Genomic DNA, 24475 nt, shown 5'->3' on the forward strand with positions numbered 1-24475 from the left:
AAAAAGGAGACAGCTCAGGGTCCCTCCGCCGCGCTTTTCGCCGCCTCTTTGATCGCGGCCTCGCGCGCCCGCACCTGCTCGCGATGGAAAATGTAGATGCCGGCGGCGACGATCACCAGACCACCGGCGAGGGTCGAGGCGCTGGGCGGCTCCCCGAAGACCAGAAGGCCGTAGAGCACCGCCCAGATCAGCGTCGTGTAGCCGAAGGGCGCCACCGTCGCCGCGTCCGCCACCGAATAGGCGCGGATCAGGCAGTAATGGCTGCACGCCCCCAGCGCGCCGAGCATGATCATCAGCGCCGCGCCCGTCAGATCCGGCGTCGTCCAGCCGAAGGGCAGCAGCAGCCCGCAGAGCACCGTCCCGGCCATGCTGGTGTAGAAGAAGGTCGTCAGCGTGGAATCGCCGCCGCGCAGCAGCCGCGTGACGATCTGGTAGAGCGCGTTGCACAGCGCGGCGGCCAGCGGCAGCAGGATCGCCCACTGGAAGACGAGGCTGGCCGGGCCGATGATGATCATCGCCCCGATGAAGCCGCCGAGCACCCCAAGGGAACGCCGCCAGCCGACCTTCTCCTTCAGGAGCGGGACCGACAGGACGGCGACCAGGACCGGCGCCACGTTGGCGATGGCCGCCACGTCGACGAAGGGCAGGATCTTGTACGACACCGCCGCCAGCAGCGTCAGAACGGCCAGCAGCGTGGAGCGGAGGATCTGCATCCCAGGGCGCTTGGCGATCAGATGGCTGGGGGAGTTCACCGCCACCACGACGAAGGCGATGGCCAGATGCACCGCGAAGCGCGCCCAGGCAACCTCCGCGAAGGGATAGGTCTGCACGAGGACGCGCAGGGTCGCGTCCTGCGTCACGAACAGAAGCGTGGTGAGCAGCATCCAGGCGATGCCCGTCCGCCCGGAGGAGCTGGCGGCCAGAGCCTTTTCGGTGGCGGTCATCGGGCGGGGCGTTCCTTCCTGTGGCGCGCCGGCCTTCTGCCGGACCGGCGCGCCACACCCTGCGCCCAAGGGGCCGGACGGTCAAATGCGATGCTGGTATATCAGTACCGACCACCACCAGCACCGCCCCTCGGTTGCGCCGCGCCAGCCCTGAACAACAGGCCGGCACGGCGCAACGCCATCAATGCTTGTGCTGCGTGCCGCCGGCCTGCGGCCCGCCGGCACCGCCGTGGGACGGGGCGGCGGAGCCGGCGCTCTGCACGTCCACCTGGACGGTGACCGGCCCGGCCTTCTCGAAGGTCAGGGTCAGCGGGAACGCCTTGCCCGGAGCGAGCGGCTGCTTCAGGCCGAACAGCATGACGTGCAGGCCGCCGGGCTGCAGCGCGGTCGGCGAGCCGGGCGACACCTCGATGGCGTCGACCTGACGCATCTTCATGACGCCGTTGTCCATCAGGTGGGTGTGCAGCTCCGCCTTGTCGGCGACGGGCGTGCTGGCCGACAGCAGGCGGTCGCTGTCCGGGCCGTGGGTGCTCAGCACCATGTAGGCCGAGCCGTTCGGGGCCGAGGGCGCCGTGGCGCGCGCCCAGGGATGCTCGATGTCGACCGGCCCGGCCTTGAAGCCATGGGCCAGGACGGGACCGGCGGTCAGGGCGACCAGCGCGGCGAGGAGGAGGGCGTGCTTCTTCATGATGACGAAGTCCTGCAAAAGCGAATGCATTGGAGATCGGGTGGACAGGGCAGGACGCGTCATCGGCGGGGCACGGGCGTTCGGGCGGAACACGCTGCTGCGGCGGAGCTTGCGGGTGCGGAGCGGAAACGCGCCCAGCGCCCCGGACAGGCGCGGCGGCGGAACGCCGACGTCCACCGGGGAGAGCATCGCCGGAGGCGCGCAGCCGAGCTGGCAGCCCAGGCAATGCTCCAGATCGTGCTTGGGCTGGTCGGGCGCTCCGGGCATCCGGTCCGAGGCCCCGTCCGGGCCGCACATCGACGCCGCCCAGAAGGACTGCGCCAGACCGGCGGACAGCATGGCAACCGCCTGCCCCGGCACCTGGACCAGGATCAGCAGAAGGACGGCGGCCATCGCCGCGGCCAGCCTGGACCGCCAGCGGAACGGACGCGGACGCATCGCAGGCGCGGCGCCGCCTTCCTCGCGATGCCCGCTCGCCCCGTCCCGCTCCCCGAAACGGAGAGGGGAGGCCGATGGCCGTGCTGACGTTGCCCCGTTCAAACCGGTTCCCATTCCACCCACAGGACGGATGACCGGTTGTAGGCGATGTGCGTGGAGCTTGTCGAGTTGCCGCCGTTCCCTCGACACCGCAACGTCAGGCCGAATCCCCATCCAGCAGACCACGCACCGTGATCTGCAGCGTGTCCACGCCGACCGGCTTGCTGAGCATCCGCGTGCCCGTTCCCAGGCTGTCCGGTTCGAGAGCCGCGTAATGCGCGTAGCCGGTCACGAACAGCACCCTCAACCCCGGGCGCAGGCCCCGCGCCAGGGCCGCCAGATCGCGGCCGGTCATGCCGGGCAAGCCGACGTCGGTGACCAGGAGGTCGATCGCCGCGTCGGACTTCAGGATCGCGACCGCCGCTTCGGGTTCGGCGGCCTGCAGGACGTGGTAGCCCTGCCCTTCCAGCGCCTCGACCCACAGCATCAGGACGAGGGCCTCGTCCTCGACCACCAGGATCGTTTCATCGTTGCGGGACGGGTCCTGCGGCTCTGCCTCCGCGGCATCGGACGGCGTGTCGGCGCCCTCCACCCCGTCGTGCTGCGGCAGGTACAGACTGACGGTGGTGCCTTGGCCGGGCTGCGACCGGATGGCCGCGTGCCCGCCCGATTGGCGGGCGAAGCCGTAGAGCTGGCTCAGCCCGAGGCCGGTGCCCTGGCCGATCGGCTTCGTCGTGAAGAAGGGTTCGAACGCCCGCTCCAGCACGTCCGGCGGCATGCCGCTTCCGCTGTCGGTGATGCGGAGCAGGACATAGCGGCCGGGAAGGATGTCGCCCTGCGCGTCGGAGACGGTCTCGTCCAGAACGGTGTTGCTGGTCTCGACACGGAGACGCCCGCCGTCCGGCATGGCGTCGCGGGCGTTGATGGCGAGGTTGAGCAGAGCGCTTTCGACCTGGTTGGCATCCGCCCAGGTCCGCCAGAGCCCGTCGGCCAGCACCGTCTCCACCCGGATCGACTCGCCGACGGATTGCTGGATCAGGCCGATCATCGCGGTGGCCAGAGCGTTCAGGTCCAGGCTGCGCGGCGCCAGCGGCTGACGCCGGGCGAAGGCCAGAAGATGCCGGGTGAGCGCCGCGGCGCGGTCGCCCGCCGTGATGGCCATGGCGACGTGCCGCAGCAGCGGTTCGTCGGCGGACAGCGCGCCCCGCAGCAGGTGCAGGTTGCCGAGCATGACCTGCAGCAGGTTGTTGAAGTCGTGGGCGATGCCGCCGGTGAGCTGGCCGACCGCCTCCATCTTCTGCGCCTGCTGCAACGCCTCCTCGGCCTTCCGGCGCTCCCGCATCTCAGTCTGCAGGGACCGGGTACGCTCCGCCACCCGGCCTTCCAGCTCGTCGTTGGCCTGCTCGATGTCGGCCAGCAGCGCGCGGGTTCGGTATTGGCGCAGGCGGGCGCGCAGCGCGGACTGCGCCGCGCTCTGCAAGGCCTCGGCGTGCAAGGGCGGGTCCAGCAGCGTGACGTTGCCGAGCCGCAGGAGTTGCGCCCACCGCGCCTTGCTGGCCGACCGGTTGCCGCGCGCCGTGATCACCAGGACCGGAAGGTCCGACCAGGGCGGCTGGGCGTCCAGGCAGGCGACCAACGGCTCCATCCCCGACCGCAGCAGCGCGCCTTCGGAGAGGATCAGGGCCGTGATGTCCTTCGTCAGGCCGTCGCACAGGGCCGGCAGATCGGCGCAGGTCTCGGTGATCAGGCCGACCTCGTCCAGCACGAGGCGGATGACCTCCGCGTCCCGGCCGTGCGGGGCGAACAGGAGGAACGGGGCGTCCATGCGCCGCAGTCAGCCCGTCTCGCTCCGCCCGCGCAACAACGGGTCCGCCGACCCGCTGTAGCTGGGCACGCCGGTCAGCACCCCCTGGAATTCCAGAAGCTGCGGGCCGACCTGCATGCCGTCGGGGAACAGCCGGAACTCGCGGATCGCCAGCTCATGGACGCCGGTGCGCTTCTTGACCACCGAGATCGCCTTGCGCACCTCCCCCGCCGCCTCGAAGAAGCGCAGCAGGACCACCGTGTCGCTCATGAAGGACAGGTCCACGGGGTTCTGGATGTCGCCGACGATCCCCTGCTGGGCCAGGATCAGGATGGTCACGATGCCCTGGTTGTTCAGATAGGTCAGCAGCTCGTGCATCTGCAGGATGAGCGCCTGTTCCTCCGGCATCGTGCTGAGATACGAGTTCAGGCTGTCGATCACCACGACGCGCGCCTTCTGGTCCTCCACCTGGCGGCGGACCTGCCAGACGAACTGGCCCGGCGACAGGCGCGACGGGTTCGCGCGCTCCCAACCCAGCTCGCCCTTGCGCACCGCCTCCTCGATGTCGATGCCGAGCGCGGTGCTGCGCAAGGCCAGGGTCTCGAAGGATTCGTCGAAGGAGAAATAGGCGGCATGCTCGCCACGGCGCACCGCCGCCGCGACATATTGCAGGGCGATGGACGACTTGCCGACGCCCGAGGGGCCGACGAGCATCGTCGTCGTGCCGCGTGTCAGACCACCGCCCATCAGCTCGTCCAGCCCGCTCAGGCTGCTCGACACGGCGGTCGGCTCGAACTCCGCCTTGTGCTCGTCGGCGATCAGGCTCGGGAAGATCAGCACGTTGCCCGGCGTGATGGCGAAATCGTGCCAGCCGCTCTGATATTCGGACCCGCGCATCTTGGCGATCCGCAGCCGCCGCCGCGCCGCGCCGTAGGAGCGCTCGATCTGCTCCAGGCTGACCACGCCGTGCATCAGGCTGTGCAGCTCCATGGAGCCGGTCTGGCTGGTCAGGTCGTCCAGCGCCAGCGTGGTGCAGTGGCGCCCTTGCAGGAACTGCTTCAGCGCCAGGATCTGCCGCCGGTAGCGGAGCTGGTCCTGGGCGAGCAGGCGCAGCTCCGACAGGGAGTCGATCACCACGAGATCCGGCTTCTCGGCCTCGATCCGCTCGGTGATCAGGCGCATGGTTTCGCCCAGCTCCACCTCGGACGGGTAGAGCACGCTCTGCTGGCGGTCGAGCTGCGCCTCCAGAGGGACGAGTTCGAAGATGCCGATGCCGTCGAGCGACCAGCCGTGGCTCTTGGCCGAGGCGCGCAGCTCCGTCTCGGTTTCCGACAGGGTCACGTACAGGCCGCGCTTGCCGTCGCGCAGACCCTTGAGCAGGAATTGAAGCGCTATGGTCGTCTTGCCGGTTCCCGGAGCGCCTTCCAGAAGATGAAGCCGCGCGCGCGGCAGGCCCCCCCTCAGGACCAGGTCGAATTCTGGAATTCCGGTCAGGATCTTGTCCGTCTTGGTCGGCTTCGACACCCAGGTCTCCTCTTGGTCTGGCACGCTGGCGGCGCTTTGCGCCACACGCCGCCGTGATGTGGTGAACGGCCCGAACGCCTGGACGGACGGACAAACGCGCAGCCTCGGAGAGCATCCACGCCCCGTGGGCGCGGCTCCGCCACCATCAACCCAATGCCAGGGCTCCTGTTCCTTTGCGCCTTCGGGATGCCGACCGTCAGGGATGCTTGCCCGTCACCGCGGGTTACCGCGATGTTGGACGATGGACACGCGAACGAAGCGGGAGCTTGTCTTGCGCCGCCTTCACCGCCCCGCCCCCAGCACGCGGCGGCGCTTGGGGTCCGGACCGAGCGAGCGGATGAAGGGCGGCAGCCCGCCGGCCGATCGCGTGTTGAAGGCCGCCTTCGGTGCGTCCTCGCCGGCCGCCGTTTCCGGCACCGCCTTCTCTTGCCGCTCCGTCTCCGCAGGCGCGGCCGGCTTGCGGAAACCGCGGGCGATCCACAGGGCGAGCGCGCCGGACAGCAGAAGCAGCAGCGGCGGAACGGCGGCGCTCAGGCCCCAGGGCCACAGAACCTCCGCCCGGCGAGTCCAGCGCTCCGCCCAGAAGCGCTCGGCGATCCGCCGCACGCGCTCCTCGCCGAGGCCCGGCGGGGCGGCGAGGCTGGTGCCGTCGGGGAAGTCCGTCCGCGCCACGACGCCCCGCCTCACCCCATCCTCCACCACCGCCTCGTCGGCGGCGTAGTGCTGCGGCAGGAAGGCGTCCCGCGTCTCCGAATAGGCGTAGAGACCGGCGAAAGGATGGCGCCCGTGCAGATCGGCGGCGGCGAAGGCGGCGACCACCGCCACCCACAGCAGGGCGGCGGCCAGCCAGCCCCGCCACAGGCCCTTGCTCCAATTCATGTCCCGTCTCCCTCTTGCCCAAGGAGGCACTTCCCCAAGGAGGCGGAAAAACTAAAGACCCGGCCGGGGGGCGGCCAGGGTCAAAAACCGGCCTTTCGCGATCAGGCCCCCGGGATCAAGCCGTCCAGGCTCAGGCCGCGGGCTTCAGCAATTCGCGCAGGATGTGCGGGGTGATCGGCTTGTGGACGAGGCGGAAGCCGGCGCCGCGGATTTCGGTGATTCGCTCGGGCGCGGTGTCGCCGGTGAGCACCACGGCGGGGATGCGCACGCCGCAGACGCCGTGGATGTCGCGGATCGCCTCCACCCCCGTCCGCCCCTCGCGCAGCCGGTAGTCGGCGATGATGAGGTCCGGCAGACGGCCCAGCCCGTGCAGCAGGTCCACCGCCTCCTCCGCCGACACGGCGGCCACCACCTCGTAGCCCCATTGCTCCAGCAGGGTGCGCAGGCTGAGCAGCACGATGGCCTCGTCGTCGATGACCACCACCAGCCCCTGCCCGTCGTCGTTGGCGCGGTCCGGCCCGTTGCGGCGCAGGATGGCGCGGGCGCGCACGGCGGGAAGCTCCACCGAGAAGACGCTGCCCCGTCCGGGCCGCGAGCGCAAAGCCACCGTGTGGCCGAGCAGCCCGGCCAGCCGCTTCACGATGGCGAGGCCGAGGCCCAGCCCCTTGGCCCGGTCGCGCTCCTGGTTGCCGATCTGGAAGAACTCCTCGAAGACGGCCTGCTGCAGATCCTCCGGCACGCCGATGCCGCTGTCGGCCACCGCGATGCGCAGCGCGCCGTTGCGGCGCCGGCAGCCGACCACGACACCGCCCCGCTCGGTGTAGCGCAGCGCGTTCTCGATCAGGTTGCGCAGGATGCGCTCCAGCAGCATCGGGTCGGTGCGCGCCCACAGCGAGGTCGGCACGACCCGCAGCCGCAGCCCCTGCCCGTCGGCCTGCGGCCCGTATTCCGCGGCCAGCCGGTCGAGCAGCGGCCCGACCGCGCATTCGGTGACGCTGGGCTCCACCGCCCCGGCGTCGAGCCGCGACACGTCGAGCATCCCGTCGAGCAGGAGCTTCAGCGCGTCCAGCGAATGGCCCATGCTGGCCACCAGCTCATGGCCGGGATGGCCGTGCAGCTTGTCGCCCAGCACCTGCGCGAAGAAATAGAGCGACTGCACGGGCTGGCGCAGGTCGTGGCTGGCCGCCGCCAGGAACTGGGTCTTCGCCCGCTCCGCCTTCTCGGCGCGGGTCTTCTCCCGCCGGGCCTCGTCCGCCGCGGTCAGGGCGCGCTCCATCGCCTGCTCCGCCGCCTCCTTGGCGGCGAGCAGGGCCTCCGCCGCCGTCCGGCGGGCGGTGATGTCGCGCACGATGCCGGTGAAGCGTGCCTCGCCGTCGGCCTTCCACTCGGCGACCGACAGCTCCAGCGGGAACACCGACCCGTCCTTGCGCTGGCCGGTCACCTCGCGCCCGATGCCGATGATGCGCCGCTCCCCGGTGCGGTGGTAGCGCTGCAGATAGCCGTCATGGGCGCTGCGGTCGGGATCGGGCATCAGCATGCTGACGTTGCGGCCGATCACCTCCTCCGCGGCGTAGCCGAAGATGCGTTCGGCGGCGCCGTTGAAGCTGTGCAGGGTGCCGGCCCGGTCGATGACCACGATGGCGTCGACCGCCGTGTCGACGATGGCGCGGTAACGGGCCTCCGCATGGGTCACGGATTCGCTGGCGCCGACCAGCGCGGCGCTGGCCTCGGCAAGGATGCGGTGCAGGTCGTCGATCTCGCGCACCGGAACGCCACCGTCGTAGCGGATGGCCCGCCCCTCCATCAGGCTGCCGCCGTGGGCGGCCAATTCGCGGACGGGGTGGGCGAGCCGCCGCGCGAAGATCCCCGCCGACGCCAGAGACACGGCCAGCAGGACCAGTCCGAGCCCCAACGCCAGCACCACCGTGCGGTTCAGCGGGTTGAGCACGGCCTCCGTCGGCGTCGCAGCCGCGAGGGTCCAGTCGGCGCGCTGCGTGCGGTGAAAGGCGCCGATGATCTCCACCCCGTCCAGCGTGGCTCCGCGGTAGTTGCCGGTGTCAGCCGTCCCGCGCACCGCCAGGAACCAGTCGGGCACCGACCGACCCAGATACTCCGCATGCTCGCGCGAGCGGGCGGCGATGCGGTCCTGGCCGTCGATGATCACGGCGATCAGGCCGGACCGCGTCTCGAAGCCCTCCAGCAGGGTGCTCCAGGTCTGCGGATCGACCACCGCCGACAGGACGTAGCGCAGGCCGCCGTCGCGCAGCACCGGCACCATCACGGCGATCGTCGGCCGCTCGGCCGCCGTCGCGGTCACCAGATCGGACACCGCCGGCTGGCGGGTCGCGGTCACCCGGCGCAGCGCGTCGCGCTGGGGCACGTCCGGCAGCGGGACGCCGAGCGGGACCGCGGTGTTGACGAACTGCCGCCCCGACGGGTCGACCAGAGCGATGTTGGTCCAGGACGGATGCTGGGTCAGCGCCAGCGTCGCCCGTTCGTAGAAGCCGGCGGTATCGTCGGCGGCCAGGGCGTCCGTCCGCGACAGCGCCCGCAGCGCCGCGATGGTCGCCTCCAACTCCCGGTCCACGATCAGGGCCAGCGCCTCCGCCGTGTCGGACATGTTGTTCTCGACAGCCTCCCGCTGCTGCTGCACCAGCCAGCCGATGAGCATGCCGCCGAGCAGGAGCATCGGCACCAGAGTCACGAGCACAAGCCTCAGCAGGTACCCGCGCAGAGTCATCGGTTGCTGACGGGACACCGTCTTCAGCGGCATGGACGGACCATTCGAAAGATTGGGGACACGAACGGATTATCGCATCTTGCTCCGCTCTTTCGTGGTTCGCCACCGGAATCTGAAACGATGGGGTGATCCTGATTATATAGGCGCTGCTCTGTTGGAATAATGAAGGGACTGCCAAGCCTCAGATCGGCGGCTGGGACCAACCCCACAGTCTTGGGAGCGTCTGGTTTCTCGGATTGAACTTTTCGTACGCGAATACTTATTGAAAATGATCGATCCCTTGCCTTCACATACCCTGGTATGAAGTGCTTCGGGCACTCGATCCTTTGCGAAGCTCTTCGGCGTGGTCGGTGGTGTCTGGTCTGCCGAACGAACGGGGGGCCGTTCCATTTGCGCATCGTCCGACAGGATGGGGGTTTCTGCGGAAACCGGGGCCGGGCGCGGCGGCACGGGCGGCGCGACCAGGGCGGCGGCCTCTTGGCGGCGGGCGGTTTCGGCTTCCATCTCCTTCTGCCACCGGCGATGGGCGATCTCGCGGGCGCGGAGCTGCTGCTCCTGGCGCAGGGCCATGGCCAGCCGGCGCAGGGCGGCCGCTCCATCGGTCCGCGCCGCCTGACCAGCGGCGGCGCGGAAATCGCCGACCGTGGGGAAGCGCCGGTAGCCCGAGCGGAAGGAGGACCAGACGCCGCGGAACCCGGCGATCCATTCCTCGGCGGGCCAGCCGGCCATTTCGAGGATGTCGGCCTCCAGCATGTCGGCGTCCGGAAGCTCCAGGCCGAAACGGGCCGCCAGCTTCTCGATGCCGGTCAGCACATTTTCCACGCCGATGGCCGGGCAGGCGGTTTCGAGGGCGGCCTCAACCCGCTCGGCCAGCGCCCCGATCTCGTCGGGCGCGCGGTCCGCGATCTCGAAACGGAGGTCGGCGCGCTCAAGCCGGGCGAGCGAGGCGATCGCGCAGGGCAGAGAGGACACCGGCGTTGCGGGCAGCCACGCCATGTCCGGCGTCTGCGGGGCGGCGCTGACGGGAAGGCTCACGGGAAAGCTCGGCAGGCTGGCGGTCATTCTGGTCGCTCCGGTTGGTGGGGCGGCGGGATGCGGGGGCGAAGGGGACGACGGTGCTTTCTGGCGTTTCACTGACAGGGGCCGCGGCGGGGGCGACCAGTTCGCGGGCCACCCATTTGCGCCAGGCGCCGGACGGGTCGGCCGGGCTGTAGCCGTTGCGGACGTTGGCTTTGCGGCACCAGGACACGAACTTGCGGGTCACCGTGGCGGGATCGACCTCCGGCCGGGTTTCCACGGCCCAAGCGAGATCGGCGGAGTCCGGCTGCCAGTCCTCGGCCAGAGCGTCCCGGGTCTTGATGCTCGAAGAGCCAACCGATCCCCCCGCCCGGAAGGAGGAGGAGTTTTGAGAATCAGGATTCAGGGGATTCCCAGTGCTTAGGAGTCCGTCAGCCGGCTGACCGGTGGTGTCGACGGGCCGACCGGAAGAGTCGGTGTCCTGCGCGCCCACCAGGGCATAGACCATCCCGCGGAAACCGCGTTCGCGGCGGGCTTCCACCAGGGACAGGTCCGGGGCCTGCAGCTTCGTCAGCACGGCGGACAGCCAGGGACGGCTCTTCCCCAGTTCGGCGGCCAGTTCATCCTGGACCAGCCCGGTGCAGACGCCGGCGGCGTCCGCACGCGCGTAAAGGCCGGAGAGCACCGCGATCTCCGCGGTCCCGACGCCGGGCGCAGCGATCCATCGCCGGTACAAGGTCGTGTACGGGGTCATTGTCTTCCCATGATCCAGCGCTTCGATTCCGGCGGAAGACAAAGCGGGAGCGTCGGCGGAATCCGCGATTCCACTTGGTTTTCCGGAACCACCCTGGCATCATGAAGTCGCCAAACCGCTGATGCGGGGGTCCGGTTCTCCCGGTCTTCCATCGGCTACCGACACTTCGGTGTGCACGAGGGCACAGGTCGCCAAACCTGTGCCCTTTGTGTTTCCGGAGGTCGTGTCCTCCCTTACCTCATCGTCGCCCCCTTCGGCGTTTCGCGGCGGTTCGACGCCGCCAGCCACAATTCCTGGCCACAGATCCCGGCCACAAACTCCGGCCGAAAATCCTGGTCCAAAAGCTATCGGTTCGGGCTGCGGTGAGCCCGTTACGCAAGATGTTGTCGTGGCCCCGACAGGCTGTCCACGATTCAAATGCGTGCGTCGGAATCGCTCCGGTTGCGCCGATGCGAGGGCCAGGAATCAGTGGAATCAAGGTGTTGAGCCCCTTGGAGCGGCGGCCGACCCCGTCCGGGTGTCGCCGTTCTGCCGAGAAACCGGGCGGAAAACGTCGCCGTTCTGCCGAAAGATTCCGGCGCACGGGGGACGGGGGCGGAGCGTCGGAGTCCGCCGGATGTCGCCGTTCTGCCGAATAATCTGGTCTGTGGCCCATCGGTGACTCCGGGAATCGCCCGAGAATCGGACTCCGACTCGCGCAACCGAGTGTCGCCGTTCTGCCAATGTGCTCCCCCCATGGCGGCCTCCGGACCCTGCGGAGCCCGGAAAGAGTCAGGGAATCCAAGCCTTTCAGCGCCGTTTCGCGGCTTGTCGGGAGTCCGGACCGTCAGAACGCGGACGCTTTCGGCAGGGAGACCCTCCAGCGGGGCACAGCGTCCGGGGGAACTGGCAGAACGACGACATTCGTCTGTACGGTCACAGCGTCGTTTCCGGCAGGTGAGGAATCTTTCGGCAGAATGGCGACGTTGGCGCCTGCGCTGTGGAACATGCGGGGCGTATCGGGAATCAATACCGGAACCGCCAGCGGCGGGGCCGGGGAGATTGGGTGCATGGACGACCACAAGACCGACCAGGAGAACGCCGAACTGCTGGACCGCCCGGTCCAGCTGGCGCTGCGGCTGGATTCGCCGCTGCGCGGCGACGTGAACAACGACCGGGCCCTGATGGCCTATTCGCTGTTCGGCCTGTCGAAGGACAAGGTGGAAAGCCTTCCCACCTACGACGACGGCAAGGTGAAGATCGAGGTGCGCGCGCCGCGCGACGTCGGCGTTGCGACGATCTGGGACAAGTCGGTGCTGATCTACGCCGTCTCGCTGCTGCGCGAGAAGATGGCCGAGGGCAAGATGGGGCCGGAGGTCGGGAAGCTCCATTTCACCACCAGCGATCTCCAGCGCATCGTCGGCAAGACTGCCGGCGGCAGTGCCTACGACAAGATCGAAGGGGCGCTGGAACGGCTGCAGGGTACCCAGATCAAGACCAACCTGGAGGCCGGGGGCGAGGGCGAGAGCGGCGCCTTCTCCTGGATTTCCGACTACAAGCTGCTCTACCGCCGCGGCAAGAAGGACGGGGAGCGGCAGGTGCGCGGCCTGACCCTGGTGCTGTCGAACTGGGTGGTGCGCGCGGCGCTGGGCAACAACCTGCTGACCTATTCGGAAGACTACTTCGCGCTGAAGCCCATCGAGAAGCGGCTCTACGAGATCGCCCGCGCCCATCTGGGCCACGGCACCGCCTTCTGGATGGCGCTGGAGCCGCTGCGCAAGCGGGTCGGCTCCGACAACGACCTGCGCAAGTTCAAGAACGCGCTCGGCCCCGTGCTCCAGGCCGACCGCATCCCCGGCTACGGCGTGCGCATCGTCGAGGCCGCGGAGTACAAGGAGTTGATGACGGCGCGCGGCGCCTCGATCGCCCGCGTGCTGAACGCCGACCTGCCGGTGATCTTCTGGCGCAAGGACGCCGGCGAGCCGGAGAGCTGGATCGACATTCCCAGGGTCGAGTTCGACGAGGTGGTCTGACCCCCTCCCCTGCCCTATTCATTCAGCAAAAGATCGCGGAAGGTCCGGGCGGCGTGGCTCAGCCCGCGCTCGCGGTGGCGCAGCAGGCGGAAGGGCCGTTCGGGCAGCGGGAAGGGCACGCGGTGCAGATGCCCGGCCAACAGCGCGCCGCGCGCCACCAGATCGGACAGGGCGGTGGCCCCCGCCCCGGCCATGACCGCCGACAGCACCGCCTCGTTCGACGGCAGCTCCAGCGCCACCGGCAAATCCTCCGGCGCCCTCCCCTGCCCGCGCAGCGCCTCCTCGAACTCGGATCGGGTGCCCGACCCGGCTTCCCGCAGGACCCAGGGGGAGCGGTGCAACTCCGCCATCGGCAGATCGCTCCGCCCGCGCCAGGGATGCCCGTCGCCCACCAGCAGCAGCAGACGGTCGCCGGGCAGACGGTCCTGGTCGAGCAGCGGGTCCGTCACCTCCCCTTCCACCAACCCCAGATCGGCGGCGCCGTCCAGCACGGCCTTGGCGACCTGGGCGGTGTTGGCGGCCTTCACCGCGACGTCGACGTCCGGATGGCGCCGGTGGAATGCCACGAGCCGTTCGGGCAGCCAGTAGCCGGTGATGGTCTGGCTGGCGTGGATGGCGATGCGCCCGCGCTTCAGCGCCGACAGGTCGGCCAGCATGCGCTCCGCCGCCTCGGCGCGGGCAAGCACGGCGACGGCCTCGTTCAGGAACAGGCGCCCGGCCTCGGTCAGCTCGATGCGGCGGCCGACCCGGTCGAACAGGCGGACGGCGTGCCGCGCCTCCAGGCTGGAGACGGCGGCGCTGACCGCCGACTGCGTCAGGTTCAGGGCGGCGGCGGCCCGCGTCACATGCTGCTGCGTCGCGACCGCCACGAAGATGCGGAGCTGTTCGAGGGTCATGCGGTTCCCGCCGTTGCAATCGTTCGATTTAATCGAACGGTTCATCCACTATAATCCGTTGGAACGAACGGTCCAGAGGGGGCAGCTTCCCGGCATCGGAATTCGAGGACACCATGCCGACCCCTGCACTTTCATCGCCCCGCCAGACCCTGCGCACCCTGTTGCCGGGAGTTCTGCTCTGCTCCGGCGTGAGCGGCGCGGCGCTGGCCCTGCAAAGCCTGGAACTGCGGGTCTTCGGGCAGGCCTGGCTGGAGGCGCTGGTCCTGGCGATCCTGCTCGGGGTGGCCTTGCGCAGCGTCTGGGCGCCGGGGCGGCGCTGGAAGGCGGGGACGGACTTCAGCGCCAAGACGCTGCTGGAGGTCGCGGTGATGCTGTTGGGCGCCTCCATCGATCCGCAGACCATCCTGGCCGCCGGGCCGGGGTTGGTGGCGGGGATCGCCGGGGTGGTCGCCCTGGCTCTGGCGGTCAGCTACGGCATCGGCCGCCTGCTGGGATTGCCGCCGCGCATGGCGGTGCTGGTCGCCTGCGGCAACTCGATCTGCGGCAATTCGGCCATCGCGGCGACGGCGCCGGTGATCGGGGCGCACGGCGACGACGTGGCGGCGGCCATCGCCTTCACGGCGGTGCTGGGTGTTCTGGTGGTGCTCGGCCTGCCGCTGCTGGTGCCGTTGCTTGGGCTCAGCCCCATGCAGTACGGCGTGTTCGCCGGGCTGACCGTTTACGCGGTGCCGCAGATCCTGGCGGCGACGGCGCCGGTCGGCGCGCTGAGCGTCCAGGTCGGGACGCTGGTGAAGCTGCTGCGCGTGCTGATGCTGGGGCCGGTGGTGGTGGTGCTGGCCTTGATGGCGAAGCCGGAAGAAGCTGCCCGGGAAGGGGGCGCCAAGACCCGGCTCCCGCTGCGCCGGCTGGTGCCCTGGTTCATCCTGGGCTTCCTGGCGCTGGCCGGGCTGCGGGCTGTGGGGCTGATCCCGGACGCCGCCCTGGCGGCCAGCCAGACCGCGGCGGGCGTCCTGACGGTGCTGTCGATGGCCGCGCTGGGGCTCGGGGTGGATGTGCGGATGCTGTCGCGGGCGGGGCTTCGTGTCACCGCGGCGGTGGTGCTGTCGCTGGCGGCGCTCGGCGCCATCGGGCTGGGGCTGATCCGGCTGCTCGGAATCATGTGAGCGTCGCCGGCGGCGCGTTGGGGCGGCAGCGCTTGCAGGGGCGGAAGCCCGCCGCCTCCGCCGCCGCGGCATCGGGGTGGAAGGCGACGTTTTCCCGCTTGGCTCGGCGGGACGGGCAGGAGGGCCGGCAATAGATTCCGGTGCTGCGCACCGCGTAGACGAAGCGCCCGTCACCGTCGCGGTCCCGGCGCGTCACCGCGCTCCACATCGCGTCCTCGTCCATGATGCCCTCCCGATCCTGCCGCTGGGATCGTCGCCGATGCCGCGAAGGTGGGCCACCCGTTTCCTGCGCCGCGCAAAAAGACGGCTGGCAAAAAAGACGGCCGGCAGAGGTCTGCCGGCCGCGAGGTTCGGGGAGGGAGGGACGCGAGGCGGGGGATAGCCTTACTTCTGGATGCCGATGACCTGCTGCTGGGCCTTGTTGCCGATGCCGGCGGAGAGGTTGGAGACGGTGCCGAGGTTCTGGTTGAACAGGGCGCCCGGCGCGCCGAACTGCATGGCCTTGACCTGCTGCTGGGCGGTGTTGCCGATGCCGACCGCGCTGTTGCTGACGGTGCCGGCGTTGCTGTTGAAGCCGCCCAGAGCGAAGGGCGCCTTCACCCCGCCACCCATCCCGCCGCCCGTCTGCAGGCCGAAGACCTGCTGCTTGGCGGTGTTGCCGACGCCGGCGGCGAGGTTGGAGACGTTGCCCAGGTTGGAGGCGGTGCCGAAGGGCCCGGCCAGCCCGCTGCCCGCCTGCACACCCATCACCTGCTGCTGCGCCTTGTTCTGGATGCCCGCGGCGGTGTTGGAGATGACGCCCAGGTTGCTGGCGTTGCCGAGCGGGATGCCGCCGGTCATCAGGTCGCCGGCGAAGGCCGGGCCAAAGGAGGCGGCGGAGCACAGGACGGCGACGGCGGCGGCGATCAGGGTGGTGCGGCGCATGGTGTGGTTTCCTTCCGGTGTCTGAGGAGTTGGTGTCTGGGGGAGTTGGCTGCCGGTTCCGTCTGCGTCGGGGCCCGGCCTGTCCGATGACCAGACCCTACGCCCCGCCGCCCTCCCCCGCTGTGGCCTGCGCCACACTGTGGGACAGCTTTTCCAAAAGGCCGTTTTTCCCGCCCATACCGTTGAGGTGCGGGGGATTTCCTGTACGATCCCCCGACGCCTTTTCCGGCACCCGCCCCTGTTCCGCGCGGGGCCACCACAACGATGCGAGACGGCGCAATGCTTCAGACACCCGACCGGTTGGACCCGGAGGTCGTGATCTTCGATTTCGACGGCGTCATCATCGACTCCGTGCCCACCAAGAACGGCGGCTTCGCCATCCTCTACGGCATCGACGATGCGGAGACGGAGGAGCGGATGCGGCAGACGATCTGGCGCAACGGCGGCCTCAGCCGGTTCAAGATGCTGGGGATCCTGGAGCGGGAGATGTTCGGGCGCGATCCCGGCCCGGCGGAGATCGACGACCTGGCCCGCCGCTACGCCGAGATCGTCGACCCGCGCGTTCCCGACTGCGCGCTGATCGCCGGTGCGGAGACGGTGCTGGACCGGCTGGACGGCACGCCCTGCCACCTCGTCTCGGGCACGCCGCATGAGGTGCTGATGGGCACGGTGCGCACCAAGGGGCTGGAGCGGCATTTCCGCAGCATCACCGGCTCCCCCAACGTGAAGGCGGAGGTCTTCGCGCGCATCGTCGCCGAGGGCGGCCATGACCCGGCACGGTCGCTCGCCATCGGCGATTCCCTGACCGAACTGGAGGCCGCCCGCAAGGCCGGCACGGGTTTCGTCGGCGTGGTGTCGGAGGGGCTGCCGAACCCCTTCCCGCCCGACGTGACGGTGGTCGGCGACCTGCACGGGCTCGCCCGGCTGCTCTGAGCGGCGGTGCTGAGCAGAAGCGTTGCGGAAAACGGTCGCATCGGGGTATTGTTTATGAGCCCAACAATCCATAAATGATTAGGGCATCCTATGACGAAAGGGAGGTCAGTATGCCCGTGCCGAAAGAGGCTGCCGAAGCCGCCCGTGACCGTTATCTGGCGATCCTCAGCGGGTTTCCCGGTATGACCCGCGCCGAAGTCACGAAGCTGTCCGACGACTACGCCATCGCGGTCAATTTCGCGTCGGGCATTCCCGACGATCTTCCCAAGGATCTCGACGGCGTGCCGGTGATCGCACGCACCCAGTGACGCTCAACTATTGACGCGAAAACGCGACGCCCGGTCCAGACCATGGACCGGGCGTTTCGCATTTTTGGGACTTAAGCCGGGTTGGATGGGGTGGTGGCGTCGGCGCGCTCGGCCGGTCCCTTGTTCATCGCCATGGCCATCATCTGACTCGCCTGCGCGGTGCAGGTCGCGGCCAGCGTGCGCACCGTCTGGCCGCCTTCGACGAGCAGCCGGCTGAGCATCGGTCCGGGCGCCTCGAAGGTGCCGATGAAGACCCGCTCCTCCTCCCCCTTGCCGGCGAAGCCGCGCTTGAACAGATGCACGCCGGGATTGGCCTGGGCGTTGACGCCGTGCAGGTCGTAGCGCTTCCCGCCGTTGGCCTTCACCCACTGCATCGCCTTCCAATGGACGAGGAAGGCCGCGTTCAGCGGCAGTCCGGCCTCCGCGGTGGCCGAATTCTGCATCAGCGCGGTGTCGCCGAGCAGCGACACCACCACGCCGGCCACCGGCTCGCCGTTGTGGGAGGCCATCACCGCGTGCATCTTCATGCCGTCGGGCAGGGCGCGGTGGACCTTCGTCAGGGTGCGGCTGTCGAAGGCGCGGAAGCCCTTGCGGCGCTGCGTCTGGATGAACAGATCGTCGATGGCGTCGAGGATCTCCGGCGAGGAACCCTCGACGACCTCCAGCCCGGCCCCCTCGGCTTTGGCGAGGCCACGCCGCCAGTGGCGGGACAGGTCCTTGTGGATCGTCGCCTCGTCGCGGGTCAGGTCCATGATGAAGGTGCGGTAGGGCGCCTTGGCGTCGCTGTGCCGCATCCCCAGCGCCTCCATGGCGGACAGCGCGCGGGCGCCCTCCCCTGCCCCGTCCTCGATGCGCGGCAGGACGCGCAGGAACAGGCCGCGCCGGACGCTGTACTCGGCCTTCATCGCGTCCATGATCGCCAGGAAGTCGGCCGGATCGGCTGGACGGCCCTTGGGACGCCACAGCGGCCCCCACATGACCAGCGCGATGCCGCCGATGCCCGGCACCCGGCGGACCAGCAACTGCGCCGCGGCGACCGGCTGGCCGTCCCGGCGCAGCACGATGTGGCTGAGGTCGCGGCCGGGATGGGCGATGCGCCCGAAATCCCAGGTCTGGAAGATGTTGGCGTCGTCGAAGCCGTTCATGACGGCGTACCAGCCGCCGCGGTCCATACGGTCGATTTCGACAGCCGGTGAAGCGTCCAGGCAATCGCCCCCAAATGCGTCGGTGTGAATCTGGCGTTTCCCCAGCGAAGTCACGTCGAGCCTCTCGCGTGGTTGGTCGAATGGGCGCAATCGGGGCGGACGTGGAACCTCGCCCGTCCCGCTTCCCTGGCCGGAGGCCAGAGCCGTCGCATCGTCGAAGGTCGAAGCTCCGCGGAAAGTTTTAGACAATTCACGCGCGGCCTACGGTCTTTGCGATCGTCCACAAACAATAGGAGACGCACAGGAAAATCACACAAACCCTGATGGGTTCGCGCAAAATCCCACTGGATTATTCTCTGTGGCTAAGCGCTTTTTCTGGGGATTGTATGGGCTACGCCCGTATCGACAGTTGCACCGCGGCGCAATACGCCCAATTCGGCGCTGATTGAGTGGGAATCCGTACTTCGGCGTTCAGAACATCGTCAATTGGATGATGCCGTCGGCGCGGGCGTGGCGTTCCGCCGCGTTGGCGGCGGCGTCCTGGGCGCCTTCCTGCGATTGGGCGATCCCGACGGCGATGCGCTCCCCGGCCACCGAGACGGTCCAGGTCCAGCGCCCATCGGTCCGCCACGACACGGCCAACTCGCAGCCATGCGCCTGACACACCAGTTGCCGCACCGACCAGTTCGCCGCCATTCGCGCAACCCCACAGCCCCGGCGCCGCCTCCGGCCCCGCATGCCTCAGTTATGCACCGGAGAGGCCATGCTCCGCCAGTGCCGGCTGCTCCGCACCGCGGGTAGACACCCATTGCGGGGGTTGGGACGACTTGATAGCTTCCCAGACGACTCCGGCACAATGGGGCGACGAGGGGGCAATGACCGGCGACGATTTGAAGCTGCTGCGCGAGAGGCGCGGCCTCACCCAGACGCAGATGGCCGCGTTCGTGAACGAACTGACCGGCCGCCGCTACGACAAGCAGCGACTCAGCAAGTGGGAGACGGGGCGCGAGCCCCTGCCCCGCGACGTGCTGGGCCGTCTGCTGCTGCTGTCGCTGGAACAGCCGGCGACCGAGGAGCCGCGCGCCGGCACGACCATCGCCATCGGCCTGCAGAAAGGTGGTACGGCCAAGACGGCGACCTCGATCAACGTCGCCTTCATGCTGGCCCGGTCCGGCAACCGCGTGTTGCTGGTGGACGCCGATCCGCAGGGCAACGCCACGGTCCATGTCGGCGTTCCGCAGACCGACGTGGTGGCGCTGACGGAGCAGGGCAGGGTGCTCTACCACGCGCTGATGGGCAAGGCGAAGCTGGCCGACGTCATCCGCCCGACCAGCGTGGAGGGGTTGGACGTCGTGCCGTCGAGCATCGCGCTCGCCAGCGCCGACACCGAGCTGCCGGGCAACCTGACCAACGCCCAGACCGCCATGGCGGAGATGCTGGACGCGGTGCGGGGCGACTATGACTTCATCCTGATCGACTGCGCGCCGAACCTGGGGGCGGTCACCATCAACGCGCTGACCGCGGCGGACTATGTGCTGATCCCCTGCCAGGCGGAGCCGCACGCCATTCTGGGCGTCAACGCCTTCCTGGACACCGTGACGAAGATCCAGCGGCGGCTGAACCCGAACCTGCGGATTCTGGGCGTGCTGCCGACCATGTTGAATCCCCGCCAGACCCAAGACCGCTCCTCGCTGGACGACATCGGCCGGCTGTGGGGCGAGGATTACCGGGTCTTCCCGCCGGTGCCGCGCGCGACGATCTACGCGCAGGCCGCCGGTGCCAACGTCATCACGCTGGACGCCGACATCGGCGCGCCCGGCGTGGAAAGCTACGCCGCCATCGCCGGTGCCCTTCTGAAGGCCACCGGACGCATCCGGGAGTCGTCCGATGCCGCCTAAGAAGCTGACCCGCCAGACCGCCGCCACGGTTCTGCAAGCCAAGAACACCGCCCCGGCCCTGGAGACCGACCGGCTGTTCGGACTGACCGGCGCCCTGCCCCGGCTGATCGAGGCCGACGTCGCCGCCATCCGCACCGACCCCAACCAGCCGCGCACAGTCTTCGACGAGACCGCCCTCGCCTCGCTGGCCGCCTCCATCGAGCGGCACGGGCTTCAGCAGCCGGTGCTGGTGCAGGAGACGGCGGAGAAGGGCGTCTACCGCCTCGTGGCCGGCGAACGCCGCCTGCGCGCCCATCAGATGCTCGGCCGCCCGACCATCGCCGCCATCATCACTAAGGGCAAGGCGGAGGAGATTGCGCTGATCGAGAACGTCCAGCGCGTGGATCTGGACGCCATCGATCTGGCCCGCGGCCTGACCCAGCTCATCGACAGCCACGGCTACGCCCAGGCGGAGGTTGCCGCGGTGCTCGGCTGCTCGGAGGCCGAGGTGTCGAAGCGGCTGAAGGTGCTGGACCTGCCGACCGACATCCTCCGCGAGTACCGGGAGAACCCCGACGCGGTGTCCCGTTCCGCCCTGGTCGAACTGGCCTTCGTCGGAGATGAAGGGGAGGTGCGGCGGCTGTGGCAGTCGGCGCGCACCGGCGGGCTGACGGTGCAGTCGGTGCGCGCGGCGCGGGCGTCCAAGGCGCCGGGTTCCGTGGAACCGATGCGCGTGCTCGGCCGCTCGATCAACCGCATCGAGAAGGAGCTGAAGGCCATCGACGCGGTCAGCACCGCGATGCAGAAGGAGCATCGGGAACTGCTGCGGGACCTGCGGATGCGCATCGACGATCTGCTGGGGGAGTGAAGGGTTTCGAAATCGAAAGCGTCTTTTGGTTGCAAGATAATGGCTTTATGTACAACTTATAAGAGCTTTCGAAGTCGAAACGCGCAACGCCATTGGGGGCCATTTTCGCAGAGTTTTGCCCCCTCCCCAACCCTCCCCCGCTTCGCGGGAGAGGGGGCCCTCCGCGAAGCGGCGGCAGTCCCCTCCACCTCATAGAGGGGGAGGGTTAGGGAGGGGGCAAAACTCTTACTCCCTGCACAACGAAGAAGGGGGAGCCGGTGCAGGCCGGCTCCCCCTTCTTCCATTCTGGAAGCACCGCGTCAGCGGCGCGGCGATCCGCCTTACACGGCCTGCTGCGGGCGCATGTCCGACGGGTCGATGCCGGCGACCGCGACCGGCTTCTTCATGGCGTCGCGGCGGAACGGCTCGCCCAGCTCCTGGTTCAGGACCACCTCGACGAAGGTGGTGATGCCGCGGCCCTGGTCCTCGATGGCCTGGCGCAGGGCGGCGGTCACCTCGTCCTGGGTGCGCGCGGTGACGCCCTTCAGGCCGCAACCCTCGGCCACCTTGGCGTAGCTGAGCTTGGGGTTCAGCTCCGTGCCGACGAAGTTGTTGTCGTACCACAGCGTCGTGTTGCGCTTCTCCGCCCCCCATTGGAAGTTCCGGAAGATCACCATGGTGACCGCCGGCCATCCCTCGCGCCCGATGGAGGACATCTCGTTCATCGAGATGCCGAAGGCGCCGTCACCGGCGAAGCCGACCACCGGCGTGCTGGGGCAGCCGATCTTCGCGCCGACGATCGACGGGAAGCCGTAGCCGCAGGGGCCGAACATGCCCGGTGCCAGATACTTCCGCCCCTCCTCGAAGGTGGGGTAGGCGTTGCCGATGGCGCAGTTGTTGCCGATGTCGGTGGAGAGGATGGCGTCGGCGGGGAGGGCGGCCTGGATGGCCCGCCACGCCTGACGCGGCGACATGCGATCGGACTCGCGCTCACGCGCCTCGGCGTTCCAGCTCGTTCCGGGATCGTCCTCCTCATGGTCGAGCGAGGACAGGAGCTGAAGCCACGCCGACTTGGTCTGGTGGATCAAGGCGCGGCGCTCCAGCCGGCCCGTGTCCCCGGCGCCGGGGGCGAGCTGCGCCAGAATCTGTTGGGCCACTTGGCGGGCGTCGCCGCAGATGCCGACCGAGACCTTCTTGGTCAGGCCGATGCGGTCCGGGTTGATGTCCACCTGGATGATCTGCGCGCCCTTCGGCCAATAGTCGATGCCGTAGCCGGGCAGGGTGGAGAAGGGGTTGAGCCGGGTGCCGAGCGCCAGCACGACGTCGGCCTTGGCGATCAGCTCCATCGCCGCCTTGGACCCGTTGTAGCCGAGCGGCCCGACCGACAGCGGGTGGCTGCCGGGGAAGGCGTCGTTGTGCTGGTAGCCGCAGCAGACCGGCGCGTCCAGCCGTTCCGCAAGCGCGATGCTGTCCGGAATGGCCCCGCCGATCACCACCCCGGCGCCGTTCAGGATGACCGGGAATTTCGCCTCCGACAGCAGGCGGGCCGCCTCGGCGATGGCCTGCCGCCCGCCCGCCGGGCGCTCCAGCCGGACGATCTGCGGCAGCTCGACGTCGATGACCTGGGTCCAGAAATCGCGCGGCACGTTGATCTGCGCCGGGGCGCAGCCGCGCCACGCCTTTTCGATGACGCGGTTCAGCACCTCAGCCATGCGGCTGGGGTCGCGCACCTCCTCCTGGTAGCAGACCATCTCCCGGAACATGGCCATCTGCTCGACCTCCTGGAAACCACCCTGGCCGATGGTCTTGTTGGCGGCCTGCGGCGTCACCAGCAGCATCGGCGTGTGGTTCCAGTAGGCGGTCTTGATGGAGGTGACGAAGCCGGTCACGCCGGGTCCGTTCTGGGCGATGGCCATGGCCATCTCGCCGGTGACGCGGCTGTAGCCGTCGCAGATCAGGGCGGCGTTGGTCTCGTGCGCGCAGTCCCAGAACCGGATGCCGGCCTTGGGGAAAAGGTCGGAGACCGGCATCATGGCCGAACCGATGATCCCAAAGGCGTGCCGGATGCCGTGCATCTGAAGGACCTTCACGAACGCTTCCTCGGTGGTCATTTTCATGGTGCGCATCCTCGTTTCATGGATGGGATGAAGGGGAAGGGCGGGGCGGTCAGCCGGCGATCACGCGCGGCATGGTCCGCTCGCCGGGGCCGGGGCAAATGGCGGGCCGGTGCACGGCGATCAGGGGGGCGTAGCCATCGTCCCCCTCCGGCATCGGCATGGCGAACCAGCGGTAATGGCGCCCGCTCCAGACGAGCAGCCCCTGGCTGAGACCGTGGCCGTCCACCGCGAAACGGTCGACAAGGCGTCCGGCGAGGCCGGCGGACAGCGGCTCGTAGACGATGCTCGGACCGGAGCGGAAGCCCACGCGGGGGCAGGAGGGCGAGCCGCAGATGTAGAGGCTCCGGGCGTCCATCGCCTTGGCGCGGGTCATCAGGAAGGCCAGGGCGGAGCCGTGATCGGCGTGGTCCTGCGGCATGTCTGCTCCTTTCCTGTGGTGGGTGGGTTAAGAGGCGGACTCAGACTTCCCCGGCGCCGTAGAAGAGGGTCACGGTGTGCTTCGCCTCGGCGAAGAAGAGCCAGCGTTCGGCGATCACCCCCAGGGCGGCGGCGGCAACGGCCAGCAGCGCCAGCGTGCCGGACAGGGCGCCGGGGCCGGCGACCAGCGCGCCGAAGCTCAGCGCCGCCGGCAGGGCGAAGGCGGCGAGGCGGGTGATGAGGCGCAGGCGGACGGCGTGGCGGCGCCCGACGCGGAAGCCCATTTCCTTGAGCAGGTAGTTGTCCTCGCTGTGCGGGGCGTCGAGCAGGCGGACCCGTCCGATGTGGCCGAGGCCGGTCGCCGTCTCCGCCGTGCTGACGGGGCGGGCGGTGGCGCAGTGCCGCCAATGCCCTTCCTTCGCCACCCAGGCCAGCCCCACCGACGCCAGAGCCAGCAGGGAGGACCAGCCTGCCGCCTGTCCTGCCACGCCCAGCAGCGCGTTCAGCAGCAGCGCCCCGGTCATCAGCGACAGCGCCAAGTACGTACGCGGCACCCAGGGGTTGGCCCATTGGCGGATCGGCTTCAGCGAGGCGTAGATCATCGCCGTGCAGTAGACGGTGACCGCCGCCATCGCCGCGGTGATCCAGCCGGCCACGCCCGCCACGCCGCTCCCGCCGCCGCCACTGCCGGCCGTCAGGACGATCCAGGCGATGGCGAAGACGCCCGCCGGCAGGAAGGTGGCGACCGCCGCCACCCCTTCGCGCGACAGCCAGGAACTGCGCCACTGCGACAGCGCCCGCCACGCCCGCTCCGGCCGGCCGAGATGGGCCAGTGAGGACAGCAGCCCGGCCACCACCAGCCCGAGGGCGAGGGCGAGGGCGGCGAGGCCGAACAGCGGGCTCGACGGCAGCAGGCCAAACGGCGCCAGCAGGCCGAGCAGGGCGAGCAGGCCGTAGCCGGCGCCCGCCGCGCTGGTGAAGAAGATGATGGAGAAGGCTGGATGCATGG

Annotated in this window: 22 protein-coding genes; 6 read left to right on the forward strand and 16 right to left on the reverse strand. The window is 69.4% G+C overall.

Annotated elements, in window-relative coordinates; translation table 11 throughout:
* Positions 1-14: 14 nt before the first annotated feature.
* The 8 genes from FBZ83_RS24725 to FBZ83_RS24765 form a co-directional block, all read right to left on the reverse strand.
* Positions 15-944 carry a DMT family transporter gene (locus tag FBZ83_RS24725; RefSeq protein ID WP_145689364.1) on the reverse strand — a complete coding sequence of 310 codons (930 nt, stop codon included), beginning with the start codon at positions 942-944 and terminating at the stop codon, positions 15-17.
* 181 nt (positions 945-1125) lie between these two features.
* Positions 1126-2070 carry a copper chaperone PCu(A)C gene (locus tag FBZ83_RS32500; protein ID WP_348982519.1) on the reverse strand — a complete coding sequence of 315 codons (945 nt, stop codon included), beginning with the start codon at positions 2068-2070 and terminating at the stop codon, positions 1126-1128.
* Positions 2071-2266: 196 nt separating this feature from the next.
* Positions 2267-3934, reverse strand: a complete 1668-nt coding sequence (locus FBZ83_RS24740; RefSeq protein ID WP_145689365.1) for an ATP-binding protein — start codon at positions 3932-3934, stop codon at positions 2267-2269.
* 9 nt (positions 3935-3943) lie between these two features.
* Entirely contained in the window at positions 3944-5437 is a 1494-nt protein-coding gene (locus FBZ83_RS24745; protein WP_145689366.1) for an ATPase domain-containing protein, read from the reverse strand.
* Positions 5438-5719: 282 nt separating this feature from the next.
* Positions 5720-6316 (reverse strand): hypothetical protein, encoded by a 597-nt coding sequence (locus tag FBZ83_RS24750; protein ID WP_145689367.1) that lies wholly within the window; start codon positions 6314-6316, stop codon positions 5720-5722.
* A gap of 130 nt (positions 6317-6446) precedes the next feature.
* Positions 6447-9089, reverse strand: a complete 2643-nt coding sequence (locus tag FBZ83_RS24755) for a hybrid sensor histidine kinase/response regulator (RefSeq protein ID WP_145689368.1) — start codon at positions 9087-9089, stop codon at positions 6447-6449.
* Positions 9090-9191: 102 nt separating this feature from the next.
* Positions 9192-10091, reverse strand: a complete 900-nt coding sequence (locus FBZ83_RS32075; RefSeq protein WP_247888461.1) for a hypothetical protein — start codon at positions 10089-10091, stop codon at positions 9192-9194.
* Positions 9985-10827 carry a hypothetical protein gene (locus FBZ83_RS24765; protein ID WP_145689370.1) on the reverse strand — a complete coding sequence of 281 codons (843 nt, stop codon included), beginning with the start codon at positions 10825-10827 and terminating at the stop codon, positions 9985-9987. Before FBZ83_RS24765 ends, FBZ83_RS32075 begins: the two co-directional genes overlap by 107 nt.
* A 1049-nt stretch (positions 10828-11876) precedes the next feature.
* On the opposite strand from FBZ83_RS24765, the gene FBZ83_RS24775 reads away from it, so the two are divergent.
* Positions 11877-12839 carry a replication initiator protein A gene (locus tag FBZ83_RS24775; RefSeq protein ID WP_145679009.1) on the forward strand — a complete coding sequence of 321 codons (963 nt, stop codon included), beginning with the start codon at positions 11877-11879 and terminating at the stop codon, positions 12837-12839.
* A 14-nt stretch (positions 12840-12853) separates the two neighbouring features.
* Here the strand turns inward: FBZ83_RS24775 and FBZ83_RS24780 are convergent, their stop codons facing one another.
* A complete protein-coding gene (locus FBZ83_RS24780) occupies positions 12854-13780 on the reverse strand; it encodes a LysR family transcriptional regulator (protein ID WP_348982520.1) in 927 nt (308 codons plus the stop codon).
* 68 nt (positions 13781-13848) lie between these two features.
* On the opposite strand from FBZ83_RS24780, the gene FBZ83_RS24785 reads away from it, so the two are divergent.
* Positions 13849-14898, forward strand: a complete 1050-nt coding sequence (locus FBZ83_RS24785; RefSeq protein WP_145689372.1) for a YeiH family protein — start codon at positions 13849-13851, stop codon at positions 14896-14898.
* On the opposite strand, the gene FBZ83_RS24790 is transcribed toward FBZ83_RS24785, so the two are convergent.
* Positions 14891-15121 (reverse strand): Ada metal-binding domain-containing protein, encoded by a 231-nt coding sequence (locus FBZ83_RS24790; RefSeq protein ID WP_200479957.1) that lies wholly within the window; start codon positions 15119-15121, stop codon positions 14891-14893. The two genes, FBZ83_RS24785 and FBZ83_RS24790, sit on opposite strands and share 8 nt — an antisense overlap.
* A gap of 161 nt (positions 15122-15282) precedes the next feature.
* Positions 15283-15822: a hypothetical protein gene (locus tag FBZ83_RS24795; RefSeq protein WP_145689373.1), complete on the reverse strand. Its 540-nt coding sequence runs from the start codon at positions 15820-15822 to the stop codon at positions 15283-15285.
* A 279-nt stretch (positions 15823-16101) separates the two neighbouring features.
* Between FBZ83_RS24795 and FBZ83_RS24800 the strand changes: the two genes are divergently transcribed.
* Both FBZ83_RS24800 and FBZ83_RS24805 read left to right on the forward strand, forming a co-directional pair.
* Positions 16102-16755, forward strand: coding sequence for an HAD family hydrolase (locus tag FBZ83_RS24800; protein WP_145689374.1), 654 nt, complete (start codon positions 16102-16104; stop codon positions 16753-16755).
* A gap of 110 nt (positions 16756-16865) precedes the next feature.
* A complete protein-coding gene (locus FBZ83_RS24805; RefSeq protein ID WP_014200232.1) occupies positions 16866-17063 on the forward strand; it encodes a hypothetical protein in 198 nt (65 codons plus the stop codon).
* A gap of 71 nt (positions 17064-17134) precedes the next feature.
* On the opposite strand, the gene FBZ83_RS24810 is transcribed toward FBZ83_RS24805, so the two are convergent.
* Together FBZ83_RS24810 and FBZ83_RS24815 are read right to left on the reverse strand one after the other, a co-directional pair.
* The gene (locus tag FBZ83_RS24810; RefSeq protein ID WP_247888459.1) at positions 17135-18235 is read right to left on the reverse strand and encodes a lipid II:glycine glycyltransferase FemX; all 1101 of its coding nucleotides are present in this window, start codon (positions 18233-18235) and stop codon (positions 17135-17137) included.
* A gap of 444 nt (positions 18236-18679) precedes the next feature.
* The gene (locus tag FBZ83_RS24815) at positions 18680-18904 is read right to left on the reverse strand and encodes a hypothetical protein (protein WP_014200230.1); all 225 of its coding nucleotides are present in this window, start codon (positions 18902-18904) and stop codon (positions 18680-18682) included.
* A gap of 179 nt (positions 18905-19083) precedes the next feature.
* Here FBZ83_RS24815 and FBZ83_RS24820 point away from each other — a divergent pair, with 179 nt between their 5' ends.
* Complete coding sequence (locus FBZ83_RS24820) at positions 19084-20106, forward strand: AAA family ATPase (RefSeq protein ID WP_145689376.1); 1023 nt, start codon at positions 19084-19086, stop codon at positions 20104-20106.
* Positions 20096-20953, forward strand: a complete 858-nt coding sequence (locus FBZ83_RS24825; RefSeq protein ID WP_114861549.1) for a ParB/RepB/Spo0J family partition protein — start codon at positions 20096-20098, stop codon at positions 20951-20953. The genes FBZ83_RS24820 and FBZ83_RS24825 overlap by 11 nt, the downstream gene beginning before the upstream one ends.
* Positions 20954-21273: 320 nt before the next feature.
* Here FBZ83_RS24825 and xsc read toward each other — a convergent pair whose 3' ends face one another.
* From xsc to FBZ83_RS24840, 3 genes are read right to left on the reverse strand one after another with little or no spacing between them, the layout of a single operon-like run.
* The gene (gene xsc, locus FBZ83_RS24830) at positions 21274-23049 is read right to left on the reverse strand and encodes a sulfoacetaldehyde acetyltransferase (RefSeq protein WP_145689377.1); all 1776 of its coding nucleotides are present in this window, start codon (positions 23047-23049) and stop codon (positions 21274-21276) included.
* Positions 23050-23098: 49 nt separating this feature from the next.
* Positions 23099-23467 carry a hypothetical protein gene (locus FBZ83_RS24835; protein ID WP_145689378.1) on the reverse strand — a complete coding sequence of 123 codons (369 nt, stop codon included), beginning with the start codon at positions 23465-23467 and terminating at the stop codon, positions 23099-23101.
* A 40-nt stretch (positions 23468-23507) separates the two neighbouring features.
* Positions 23508-24473, reverse strand: a complete 966-nt coding sequence (locus FBZ83_RS24840) for a dimethyl sulfoxide reductase anchor subunit family protein (RefSeq protein WP_145689379.1) — start codon at positions 24471-24473, stop codon at positions 23508-23510.
* Positions 24474-24475: the final 2 nt, after the last annotated feature.

This window comes from Azospirillum brasilense (genome assembly GCF_007827815.1).
Lineage (GTDB): Bacteria > Pseudomonadota > Alphaproteobacteria > Azospirillales > Azospirillaceae > Azospirillum > Azospirillum brasilense_C.